Source organism: uncultured Slackia sp. (genome assembly GCF_959608125.1).
Classification (GTDB): Bacteria; Actinomycetota; Coriobacteriia; order Coriobacteriales; family Eggerthellaceae; genus Slackia.
Window position 1 is genome coordinate 1 of the sequence record NZ_CAUHPG010000036.1, and the last position, 11,702, is coordinate 11,702.

Consider the following 11,702-nt stretch of genomic DNA (forward strand, 5'->3'; position numbering starts at 1 on the left):
CGGTCGGTTTCCCGTACATCCTTAAGCTGGGCCACATGGTCGACGACAAGATCCATGCCCGTTCGACCGGTCCTTACAGCCTGATCACCCAGCAGCCCCTCGGCGGCAAGGCCCAGTTCGGCGGCCAGCGCTTCGGCGAGATGGAAGTTTGGGCGCTGTACGCGTACGGCGCTTCCAACGTGCTGCAGGAGATTCTGACCGTCAAGTCCGACGACACCGCCGGCCGCGTCAAGGCGTACGAGGCCATCGTCAAGGGCGACAACATCGACGACGCCGAGGTCCCCGAGTCCTTCAAGGTTCTCATGAAGGAAATGAAGTCCCTCGGTCTGAACGTCGAGATGGTGGCGCAGGACCAGCACACCATCGACTTCGACGCCGCCGACGCCGAGACCAGGGGCAGCGCCAACCGCGCGCGCACGCTGCTCGACGGCGAGGCCGAGAAGTCCGAGCCCGCCGAAGGCGATGCCCTCAAGGACATCGCCGCAGACCTTCGTTCCCTCATGGACGACGACCTGCTGGGCGGCTCGAATGCCGATGTTGAAAGCCTGATCGGCGCCGATAGCGCTACCGTTACCGAAACCGGCGAAGGAGAAGAGCGATAAATGAGCGAATTCGACGTTAACAATTTCGACGCCCTGCGTATTTCCCTCGCCAGCGCCGAGGATATCCGCGGCTGGTCTCACGGCGAGGTGAAAAAGGCCGAGACCATCAACTACCGTACGCTCAAGCCCGAAAAGGACGGCCTGTTCTGCGAGAAGATCTTCGGCCCCACCAAAGACTGGGAGTGCGCCTGCGGCAAGTACAAGCGTGTGCGCTTCAAGGGCATCGTCTGCGAACGCTGCGGCGTCGAAGTGACCCGCAGCAAGGTTCGCCGTGAGCGCATGGGCCATATCGAGCTCGCCGCTCCCGTGAGCCACATCTGGTACTTCAAGGGCTCCCCGTCGCGTCTGGGCTACCTGCTCGACATCGCGCCGAAAGAGCTCGAGAAGGTGCTGTACTTCGCGTCCTCTATCGTGACCTGGGTCGATGAAGAGGCCCGCGAGGAAGACGTGGAAGAGCTCCGCGACGAGCTGGCCGCCGACCTCGAAGAGCTGGACGCCGAGCGCGACCGTCTCATCGAGGCCACGCGTCGCCTTTCCACCGAATACGTGCCCGAGGACGACGAGTTCATCGACGAAATCGACGAAGACGAGCGCATGAGCCCCGAGGAGGTCGACGAGGAGATCGCCGACATCTATGAGGAGTTCAGCGAGCGCAAGGCTCTGCGCACCGAGGCGTTCGACACGTTCCTGAAGATCGTGCCGAAGCAGCTCGTGCCCGACGAGGCCCTGTATCGCGAGATGCGCCTGAACTACAGCGACTATTTCCAGGGCGGCATGGGCGCCGAGGCCGTGCGCGACCTGCTCGAGGCCATGGACCTGGAGAAGGTCGCCGACGAGCTCAAGGAGACCATCGAGACCGGCAAGGGCCAGAAGCGCGCCAAGGCCATCAAGCGCCTGAAGGTCGTCGATGCGTTCCTGAAGTCCGACAACAGCCCCTGCGACATGATCTTGGATGTCATCCCGGTCATTCCGCCCGACCTGCGCCCCATGGTGCAGCTCGACGGCGGCCGCTTCGCTACGTCCGACCTCAACGACCTGTATCGTCGCGTCATCAACCGTAATAACCGCCTGAAGCGCCTGCTCGACCTCGGTGCTCCCGAGATCATCGTGAACAACGAGAAGCGTATGCTGCAGGAGGCCGTGGACTCCCTGTTCGACAACGGCCGTCGCGGCCGTCCCGTCACGGGTCCCGGCAATCGTCCGCTGAAGTCGCTCTCCGACATGCTCAAGGGCAAGCAGGGCCGCTTCCGTCAGAACCTGCTCGGTAAGCGCGTCGACTACTCCGGCCGTTCGGTTATCGTCGTCGGCCCGAACCTGAAACTGCATCAGTGCGGCCTGCCTCAGCAGATGGCTCTGGAGCTGTTCAAGCCCTTCGTTATGAAGCGCCTGGTCGAGCTCGAGTACGCCGCTAACATCAAGGCAGCCAAGCGCGCCGTCGACCGCGGTGCCAGCTACGTGTGGGATGTCCTCGAAGAGGTCATCGTCGATCACCCCGTGCTGCTCAACCGCGCACCTACCCTGCATCGTCTGGGCATCCAGGCGTTCGAGCCGGTGCTGGTCGAGGGCAAGGCCATCAAGCTGCACCCGCTGGTCTGCACCGCGTTCAACGCCGACTTCGACGGCGACCAGATGGCAGTTCATGTGCCGCTGGGCAACGAGGCTCAGGCCGAGGCCCGCGTGCTTATGCTGTCCTCCAACAACATCAAGAGCCCTGCTCACGGTCGTCCGCTGACCATTCCTACCCAGGATATGATCATCGGTCTGTACTACCTGACCGCTGTGCGCGACGGCTTCCCGGGCGAAGGTCGCGTCTTCGTCGACTTCGACGACGCCCTGAACGCCTATGACGCCCGCGCCGATCTTGACCTGCAGGCCAGGATCAGCGTCCGCCTGAACCGCGACATGCAGGTGGCCACGGCCTATGGCGTGTTCGAGGACCACAAGGCCGGCGAGCGCATCGAGACCAGCGTCGGTCGCATCACGTTCAACGCCGTGCTGCCCGAGGACCATCCGTTCATCAACTACGAGATGAACAAGAAGGAAATCGGCCGCCTGATCGAGGACTGCTGCAACCGCTACAGCCTCTCCGAGATGCCCGCCATTCTGGACGGTCTGAAGGACGCCGGCTTCCACTACGCCACGCGCGCAGGCATCACCGTGTCCGTCTTCGACGCGACGGTTCCGCCGAACAAGGCAGAGCTGCTCGCTGCTGCCGACGCCAAGGTCGCCGCGATCGACGAAGACTACGAGATGGGCCTCATGAGCCCCGAGGAGCGTCATAAGCAGGTTATCGACATCTGGAACGAGACGGCCGACAAGGTCGGCGACGCCATGGCCGATAACTTCGACAAGTTCAACCCCATCTACATGATGGCGTTCTCCGGTGCACGAGGTAACATCAAGCAGATTCGTCAGCTCGCCGGCATGCGAGGCCTCATGGGCAACACGAAGGGCGGCACGATCGACCGCCCCGTTAAGTCGAACTTCCGCGAGGGCCTGTCGGTTCTGGAGTACTTCATCTCCACGCACGGCACCCGTAAGGGCATGACCGACACCGCGCTTCGTACCGCCGACTCGGGTTACCTGACCCGTCGTCTTGTCGATGTCGCGCAGGACGTCATCGTCCGCGAAATCGACTGCGGTACTACCGAGGGCGTGCCTTACCCGCTGCACAACGAGAAGGGCGAGCTCGACGAGAACCTGATCGGCCGCTGCCTGGTTGCCGATACGGGCGACTTCAAAGAGGGCGAGTACCTGTCCTCGATGGAGGACCTCAAGGCTCTCGAGGCTGCAGGCATCGACGAGGTCGTCATCCGTACGGTCATGACCTGCCATGCCGAGCACGGCGTCTGCCAGAAGTGCTACGGCTGGGACCTGGCCACCGGCCGCCCGGTCAATATCGGCACCGCTGTCGGCGTCATCGCCGCTCAGTCGATCGGCGAGCCTGGCACGCAGCTGACGATGCGTACGTTCCACGCCGGCGGCGTCGCGGGCGACGACATTACGCACGGTCTGCCTCGTGTCACCGAGCTTTTCGAGGCGCGCAAGCCTAAGGGCCTCGCCGTCCTCGCTGAAATCGGCGGCACGCTGCAGGTGGCTTCGGACAAGACCACGAAGACCCTCACGGTCCATGACCAGGAAGGCAACTTCCGCGAGTATGTGGTTTCCGCCCGCGCCCAGCTTCTGCCCGGCATCTTCGACGGTTGCCAGGTCAAGCCCGGCCAGCAGCTCACCAAGGGTTCCGTGAACCCGCACGACCTGCTGCGCCTGACCGACCCCAACACCACGCTGCGCTACATCGTGGCCGAGGTCCAGGACGTGTACGTGTCCCAGGGCGTCGACATCAACGACAAGCACATCGAGGTCATCGCACGTCAGATGCTGCGCAAGGAAGTCGTCATGGACGCCGGCGATTCCGACCTTCTGCCGGGACGCCAGGTCAACCGCCACGAGTTCGAGCGCATCGCCGACGAGCTCATCGCCGAAGGCAAGCAGCCGCCGGTGGGCCAGCCTCTGCTGCTGGGCATCACCAAGGCGTCTCTTGCCACCGATTCGTTCCTGTCGGCCGCTTCGTTCCAGGAGACCACCAAGGTCCTCACGGACGCTGCGATCGAAGGCAAGACCGACGTCCTGTCCGGCCTGAAGGAGAACGTCATCATCGGCAAGCCGATTCCTGCCGGTACGGGTCTTTCCCGTTACCATCAGGTGGGCCTGACCTACAAGGGTCAGTCCGTCGGCGGCGAAATCGAGGACCAGCTGCCCGATTACGCTCCGTCCGAGCTGCGCGAGATCGAGGACCTGCTGCCTCAGCCGCAGGATTGGTCGCTGGATGAGAACTACATGAACGGTTACTCCAGCTACTTCGGCGGCAGCAGCTTCCGCGGCGGTCGTGCCCAGCAGCTCTCCGACGAGGATGCGCGCCTGTACCTCTACGACGACCTGGGCGTGTCCCAGCGCTGGGCCAACAAGTTCAGCGAGGCGGGCATCGAGACGGTTTCCGACCTGGTCGGCTACACCGAGGACGAACTGCTGCGCATCGAGGGCATCGGCGCGAAGGCGCTCGAGGAGCTTAAGGCCGGCCTCAACGAGCATGAGCTCGGCTACCTGCTCGAGGACGACCTGTCTGCTTCGAGCGACGACATGAGCCAGCTGCTCGACATGGTGTTCAGCCCCGATGACACCATCCTCATCGGCGGTGACGCTCCGGCCACCTTCAACACCGAAGGTGAGGAGATGCTCGGCGAGGCTCTGCCTCCCCGCAGCTATCACCGTGACCTGAGCGAGCTCGACGCTCTGCTCGGCGGCCTGGGCGACCTCGGCTTCGGCGAGACCTCGGAAGAGTCCGAGTCCGAAAACGAGGACGAGGAATAAGCTTCGGCTTAAGGGCCGATACCCGGTTTTTCAAAGCGGCGATCCCGAAAGGGGTCGCCGCTTTTTTTGTCCTGGATGATAGAGCGGATGGGGTCCTTCCCATAAGCGGGCTGATGGGAAGCCTGCGCCGCTCGCGCTTGCTGTTTTGGTGCGCGCTTCGGTTTTTTTACCGCGTGTTCCTGCATTTCGCCGCTCATCGTGCCCTGCTGTCTTAAAGGCCTACATTTATGCGTATTATGTTGCGTTTTTGCTGCTTCTATGCGCTATTCGACCATGATTCTCTTCGAATCGATTTTCCCTCGATTCGTATGTGATAGGGTAGGGGCTGAAATCTTACAAGTTAAAGCGCGGATTGCTTGTTTCGAAACGATTCGTGCTGCGAAGGAGCATGCATCATGGCAATCGAAGAGCAGGTTACCGAGCGCATCAAAGAGATAGCGGCAGCGACGGAGGATACCATCATCGCCGACCGTCGTTATTTCCACGCGCACCCCGAGCTTTCCGGCAAGGAAGTGAGCACGGCGGGAACCATTTGCGCGCGGCTTGCGCGTATGGGCATTCCGTACGAGCGCGTTGCCAAGACGGGCGTCATTGCCACGATCGCGGGAACCGCCGACGACGCCTACGATGCAGAAGGGGCGCCTCGCCGCCGTATCGCGCTTCGCGCCGATATCGACGCCCTTCCCGTGGTCGAGCGCACCGATCTTCCGTACGAATCCGAAAACACAGGCGTCATGCACGCATGCGGTCACGACTGCCATATCGCGATGATGCTCGGCGCCGCGCGTATTCTCATGCAAATGCGCGATCGGATTCACGGCGAGGTGCGCATTCTTTTCCAGCCTGCCGAGGAAATTTCCATTGGTTCGCGCATGATGATCAATGCGGGCGCCCTTGACGGCGTCGACGGCGTGTTCGGCATGCATATTTGGAGCGAAATCGAAGCCGGCAAGATTTCTGCCGCTCCCGGTCAGCGCATGGCTCACACCGACTGGTTCCGCGTCGATATCGACGGCGTGAGCGCGCACGGCTCCATGCCCCACAAGGGCGTCGATGCCGTCGTCGTTGCGGCCGAGCTGGTCGTCGCGTTGCAGGTCCTGGTCAGCCGCGATATTTCTCCGTTCGAGCCGCTGGTCGTCACCGTCGGCGAGGTGCACGGCGGCGAGGCCCGCAACATCATGGCCGGCTCCGCTTACCTGACCGGCACGGTGCGTACGTGGAGTGAGAAGACCCGCGCCGCCATGCCTGAGCGCCTCAAGCACCTGATCGACCGTTCTGCAGGTGCGTTCGGCGCCACGGCAAAGCTGACCTATGAGGCGGGCAATGCCGGTCTGCGCAATGACGAAGAAAGCGCCTATCGTGCGCAGCGCAGCGTGCGCAAACTCTTCGGCGACGAGGCCTTGTGCGACTACGAGGGCACGCTTGCGGGCGAAGACTTCGCCGAATACCTGGCACGCGTCCCTGGCGTTTTTCTGTTCCTCGGCTGCGGCAATCCCCATATCGGCGCCGTGCATCCGCAACACAGCTGCTATTACCGCGTCGACGAAAGCGTGCTCGCCAAGGGCGCTATGGTGTCCGCGCAGTACGCAATCGACTTCTTGGATGAATAACGGAAGCTTTCGCCTCGTACTGCCGTCGGCCGTATGGTCGGCGGCAGTTTTTATTCGTCGAGTTATGCTGCTCAACGCGGTTCTGCCGAAGGAATCGGCTTTTTCCGTCATGCTCCGATTTGCCCTTGCTTTCGTGTGCTAAAGCGCTCTCCAACGGGTACAATAATGCGGTTTAATGCAGAACACGACGACCATGTTTGCAACGCGCGCGGCGTGCCGTCGCGGCACCGGGCGGGGTGCATGGCGTTGCATGATGCCGAAGGAGCCGAGCATGACCGACCTTACGAAGAAGTACGGCACGATGGTGTTTTCCGACCACGTGATGAAGCAACGTCTGCCATCCGACACGTATAAAAAGCTCGCGAAAACGATCAAAGAGGGAAAGCCGCTCGATCTTGACGTGGCAAACTCCGTGGCGCATGCCATGAAGGAATGGGCTATCGAACATGGCGCCACGCATTTCGCGCACTGGTTCCAGCCGCTGACGGGCATCACGTCCGAAAAGCACGACGCCTTCCTCGACCCGATGGGCAACGGCACGGCCATCACGAAGTTCTCAGGCAAAGAGCTTATCCAGGGTGAGCCCGACGCTTCCAGCTTCCCGAACGGCGGCCTGCGCGCCACGTTCGAAGCGCGCGGCTATTCCGCATGGGATCCCACGAGCTACGCCTTCGTCAAAGACGAAGTGCTTTGCATTCCTACCGCGTTCTGCTCCTATACGGGCGAAGCGCTCGATAAGAAGACCCCGTTGCTGCGCTCGATGGCCGCCATCGACGAGCAGTGCAAGCGCGTTCTGGCGCTGTTCGGCAAGCATCCCGCGAAGGTCACGGTGAACGTGGGCACCGAGCAGGAGTACTTCCTCATTTCCGAGAAGGACTATGCCCGTCGTCAGGATCTTATGATGTGCGGTCGCACGTTGTTCGGCGCGCCGCCGTGCAAGGGCCAGGAGCTCGACGAGCATTACTTCGGCGCCATCCGCCCCACCGTGAACGATTTCATGAAAGAGCTCGACGACGTGCTGTGGGGCTTCGCCGTGGCTGCAAAGACGAAGCACAACGAGGTGGCTCCCGCCCAGCATGAGCTGGCCCCGGTGTTTTGCAATGCCAACCGCGCCATCGACGAGAACCTGCTCACCATGGAAATGATGAAGCTGCTGGCCAGCCACCACGGCCTGGTGTGCCTGCAGCACGAAAAGCCCTTCGAGGGCATCAACGGCTCGGGCAAGCATAACAACTGGTCGATCGGCTCCGAGGACGAGAACCTGCTCGATCCTGGCGATACCCCCGAAGAGAACCTGCAGTTCCTCGTGTTTCTGACCTGCGTTATCGCTGCGGTCGACGATTATCAGGACCTGCTTCGCATGAGTGTCGCATCCTGCGGTAACGACCATCGCTTGGGCGGCCACGAGGCTCCGCCTGCCATCATCTCCATCTTCCTGGGAGATGAGCTTTCCGACATTATCGACGCTCTTGCCGCAGGCCATGAAGCGGGTCATGCCGCGCGTGAGTCGCTCGACTTCGGCGTGGCCGTGCTTCCTACGTTCGACCGCGATACCACCGATCGTAACCGCACGAGCCCCTTCGCCTTCACGGGCAACAAGTTCGAGTTCCGTATGCCCGGATCGTCGGTGAACGTGGCTGACGCCAACACCATGCTCGATACGGCCGTTGCCAAGGCGCTCAAGGATTTCGCCGACGCCATGGAGGCGCGCGACGAAGCGTTCGAAGTTGCGGCACTTTCCTATATCCGCAAGAGCCTTTCCGAGCACAAGCGCATCCTGTTCTCGGGCGATGGCTATTCCGAGGAATGGCACGAAGAGGCTCGTCGTCGCGGTCTGTGCGATTTCACCACGACCGCCGATTCGCTGCCTTCGTTCGTCGCGCAGAAGAACATCGACCTGCTTTCCGAGATGGGCGTGCTCTCCGAAACCGAGGTGCGCAGCCGCTACGAGGTGAAGCTCGAGAAGTACAACAAGCTCATGAACATCGAGGCCACCACGATGGAGCGCATGGCGCGTCGCACGTATCTGCCCGTGATCAGCGCTTATGCCACGAAGATCGCCAAGGGCATCACCACGGTGACCGACGCCATGCCGGCCGCCGGCATGCAGCACGAGCGTCGCGAGCTCGCTACGCTGCTCGATGGCGTGAATGCCATTTACGAGGGAATCGACAAGCTCGCCGAGCTTCATGCCAAGGCGAAGTCGTGCGAATGCGCCCAGGATCAGGCGAATTGCTATGCTCATGAGGTCGCTCCCGCTATGGACGGCCTGCGTGCCGCCGTCGATGCGATGGAGCCCATCGTCGCTCGCGAGTACTGGCCCGTTCCCACCTACGACGACCTGTTGTTCTACGTGTAGGCGCCATGAGGCCTGCGCAGTTTTCGCTCGAACGCCGGCGAAGACTGCGCAGATTGCCGAAGCCGGGTTTTCGGGGCGGCCGATTGCGCTGCGCGGAAACTCTGCGATTCCGTTCGATTCGTTTGCGATTGCAAGGAGAGTGTTGAAGATGGCCGCTGTAGACGATGCGAAGAGGCAAGAGCCGGGTTGTTCCGAATCCGATCCAGAGCAGCTCGGCGTCGACCGCCCTCATGAGGCGACGGACGAAAGGCCTCCTTCGCCTGCTTCGGCCAAGAGGAAACGAAGCGAAGACGAAGATTCAGTGTTGGCCGTAAGCATCGGGGTTGGGCTTTGCGTCGGCGTGGCGTGGGGCATTGCTATTGATAAGCTTGCTCTCGGCATCGCGCTCGGACTTTGCATGGGAGTCGCGTTCGGCTCGTTTGCCGGTTTTTGGAAGAGGCGGTAGCTTTTCGACCGATTTGCGGCATCCGAAAATGCAAAACGCCCGCCGAGAGTCGACGTGCTCGGCGGGCGTTCGTTTGCGCGGATACGGAAGTTCCGCCTGGTTTCGATACAGGATCGGGCGTTTCGCTTACGAAAGCGCAGCGATCAAAGATGCGTAATCTTGCGCCGACTCGGGAACGGCGAAGGTAAGGGTCTGGCCGTAAGTCTCTACGGTCACGTATCCCGGGTCGTCGTACAGCGTCACTTCGGCATCGACTCCGGCGGCGGCCGCCGAATACGTCGCTGTGGCCGAAGCGTCGGCAGGAAGGTCGGCGACGGCCCACGAACTTACATCGAGTGCATCGACGGCTTCTTGCGCCTCGGAAAGCGAAAGGCCCGTTGCGGACGCGATTTCGTTAAGGTGGGCGTCGAGTTCGTTTTGCACGGTGTCTTTGATGCCCGTTGCGTCGATGATGCTGTTCAATGCGTTCGATTTCAAAGACGAGACGGCATGCTCCGCCTGCTGTCCGAATAGAGCCAACCCGCCGATAGCGATGACGCCTACTAAAACGAGGGCTCCGAATACGCGAGCGACTATCTTCATGGGTCCTCCTGTCACGTCGCGCCGGTCGCCATGCCGGCGACTTCGGCTTAGATGCGTTATGCGCATGGTAGCGGCACTTCAGCGCATGTTGCCGAGTCGTTTCCGTGGTCACGACAGTTCCGCATACCTTGAATCGCTTTCAGGCACAATCCCTTCATGCCGTTTTCGGCCGGCCGTATCGGGCCGATTTACAGGGCGGTTACGCCGTGCAGCGCGCAATATAGAAGCACGAGGCCGGCCAGCCCGATAGCATTGGCGGCGACGAACTCTTTCATGACGCGCGCGAAATCGGCGTCGGGCGTGTGCAGATACAGGCGCAGGGCAATCAGGCTTGCGAGCGATGCGATCGGCGTGCCGAGCCCGCCCAAATCGACGCCTAGCAGCAGCGGCTGCCAGTCGACGGCGAACGGAGCGAGCAGCACGGCAGCGGGAACGTTGCTGATGACCTGGCTTATCGCCGCGCTGGCAAGAAACGGCGCCGTTTCCATCATCGAGGCCAGAGCGTGCGCTATCGGAGGGATGGATGCGATATTCCCCGAGAACACGAAGAAGCAGACGAATGTGGCAAGGAGCCCGTAGTCGATACGCCGAAGCGCCGTGCGGTCGAAGGCGAGCAGCCCGATAATCGTAAGCACGAAAAGAGCCTGATAGGGAATGATGCGCACGACGGCGGCAAGGCACAGCAGGAAAAACGCGCCGTACGCTGCCGCCCGCCCCTTCTTCAGAGGCTGGTCGCCGAGCGACGTTTTCAAGGGAGCTATCTCGCCCTTGAGGCCGAAGCACGCAAGACCGAGGGCGAGAAGCGTCGCTGCCGCGAAGGGAAGCAGCGTTGCAAGAAAGTCGGGCAGGGGAATGCCGAACGCCGTGTAGAGAAACAGGTTCTGAGGGTTGCCCATCGGCGTGACCATGCCGCCTATATTCGCGGCGATCGCCTGCAGCACGATCACGCGAGGCAGATGGCGCGTCGCCTTTGCCGCGGAAAGCGATACGACGGCGAACGGAACGAACGCGAGCAGCGCGACGTCGTTCGTAACGAGCATCGATGCGAAGAAGGGCAGGGCTACAAGCACGAAGGAAAGCGCGCGAAGCCCGTTCGTTTTTTCGATAAGCACGCGCGCGCATCGGGAGAATAATCCCGCGCTCCTGAGTCCGTCGACAGCGGTCATGAGGCAGAAGAGAAGCGCGAGCACGCGTAGGTCGATCGTTGCGAAGAAGTCGTGTCCTGCGGGAACGAAGAAACACGAAACGGCGGCGCAGAGAAATGCGACGCCTGGCATGGGTTCGGAGCGCACGAATGCGACCGATTTTTTAAAAAGGGAATCCAACATGCGCAAAGTATATACCGTGTTCGCGCCTTCGACCCTTCTGCGCCGTGCGCGGGCCCGCGTTTTCATTCCGTTCATATCTATATATAGATGCCGGCTTCGGAAGAGACGTGCGAGCCATTTGGAAGGGGCCTCATTTGCGTCTTTTCAGTTGCATATGCTTCTGAATGGATGATTGGAGTTGTGGACGCGCCTCTATATATGAGCGAAAGGAGACTAAAAAGATACCAAACGTGAAAAAGAAAGAATTGGTGACGACATGGCAAAACGGTATATTTCGGCGAGAAAATGCAACCGTTAATCGAATGATCTCAGAATTTTTTCAAAAAAAGTCGTTGACTTCTATAGGGCAGGCGCGTAATATACATCCTCGCCGCTCGACGCGGCACCCCCTCGGAGACGAGGCGG

General features: G+C 61.3%; 7 protein-coding genes and 1 pseudogene. 5 read left to right on the plus strand and 3 right to left on the minus strand.

The window, feature by feature from the left end; genetic code table 11:
* A pseudogene (locus Q6E04_RS08875) lies at positions 1-602 on the plus strand (DNA-directed RNA polymerase subunit beta); the annotation flags it as partial.
* Positions 603-4,973 (plus strand): DNA-directed RNA polymerase subunit beta', encoded by a 4,371-nt coding sequence (locus Q6E04_RS08880; protein WP_303250418.1) that lies wholly within the window; start codon positions 603-605, stop codon positions 4,971-4,973.
* Between the two features lie 8 nt (positions 4,974-4,981).
* On the opposite strand, the gene Q6E04_RS08885 is transcribed toward Q6E04_RS08880, so the two are convergent.
* The gene (locus tag Q6E04_RS08885) at positions 4,982-5,170 is read right to left on the minus strand and encodes a hypothetical protein (RefSeq protein WP_303250419.1); all 189 of its coding nucleotides are present in this window, start codon (positions 5,168-5,170) and stop codon (positions 4,982-4,984) included.
* A 198-nt stretch (positions 5,171-5,368) separates the two neighbouring features.
* Here Q6E04_RS08885 and Q6E04_RS08890 point away from each other — a divergent pair, with 198 nt between their 5' ends.
* The 3 genes from Q6E04_RS08890 (at position 5,369) to Q6E04_RS08900 (ending at position 9,387) form a co-directional block, all read left to right on the plus strand.
* Entirely contained in the window at positions 5,369-6,583 is a 1,215-nt protein-coding gene (locus Q6E04_RS08890; protein ID WP_303250420.1) for an amidohydrolase, read from the plus strand.
* A 271-nt stretch (positions 6,584-6,854) separates the two neighbouring features.
* Positions 6,855-8,942, plus strand: coding sequence for a glutamine synthetase III (locus Q6E04_RS08895; protein WP_303250421.1), 2,088 nt, complete (start codon positions 6,855-6,857; stop codon positions 8,940-8,942).
* A 148-nt stretch (positions 8,943-9,090) separates the two neighbouring features.
* The gene (locus Q6E04_RS08900) at positions 9,091-9,387 is read left to right on the plus strand and encodes a hypothetical protein (RefSeq protein WP_303250422.1); all 297 of its coding nucleotides are present in this window, start codon (positions 9,091-9,093) and stop codon (positions 9,385-9,387) included.
* A 126-nt stretch (positions 9,388-9,513) separates the two neighbouring features.
* Here the strand turns inward: Q6E04_RS08900 and Q6E04_RS08905 are convergent, their stop codons facing one another.
* Complete coding sequence (locus Q6E04_RS08905) at positions 9,514-9,969, minus strand: hypothetical protein (RefSeq protein WP_303250423.1); 456 nt, start codon at positions 9,967-9,969, stop codon at positions 9,514-9,516.
* A gap of 188 nt (positions 9,970-10,157) precedes the next feature.
* Positions 10,158-11,372, minus strand: coding sequence for an SLC13 family permease (locus tag Q6E04_RS08910; RefSeq protein WP_368656414.1), 1,215 nt, complete (start codon positions 11,370-11,372; stop codon positions 10,158-10,160).
* Between the last annotated feature and the right edge of the window lie 330 nt (positions 11,373-11,702).

Bases quoted from the DNA above. Each gene is read 5' to 3' on its own strand.
- Q6E04_RS08890 (WP_303250420.1), top strand. From the start codon at position 5,369: ATGGCAATCGAAGAGCAGGTTACCGAGCGCATCAAAGAGATAGCGGCA.
- Q6E04_RS08895 (WP_303250421.1), top strand. From the start codon at position 6,855: ATGACCGACCTTACGAAGAAGTACGGCACGATGGTGTTTTCCGACCAC.
- Q6E04_RS08910 (WP_368656414.1), bottom strand. From the start codon at position 11,372: ATGAACGGAATGAAAACGCGGGCCCGCGCACGGCGCAGAAGGGTCGAA.
- Q6E04_RS08905 (WP_303250423.1), bottom strand. From the start codon at position 9,969: ATGAAGATAGTCGCTCGCGTATTCGGAGCCCTCGTTTTAGTAGGCGTC.
- Q6E04_RS08880 (WP_303250418.1), top strand. From the start codon at position 603: ATGAGCGAATTCGACGTTAACAATTTCGACGCCCTGCGTATTTCCCTC.
- Q6E04_RS08885 (WP_303250419.1), bottom strand. From the start codon at position 5,170: ATGAGCGGCGAAATGCAGGAACACGCGGTAAAAAAACCGAAGCGCGCA.
- Q6E04_RS08900 (WP_303250422.1), top strand. From the start codon at position 9,091: ATGGCCGCTGTAGACGATGCGAAGAGGCAAGAGCCGGGTTGTTCCGAA.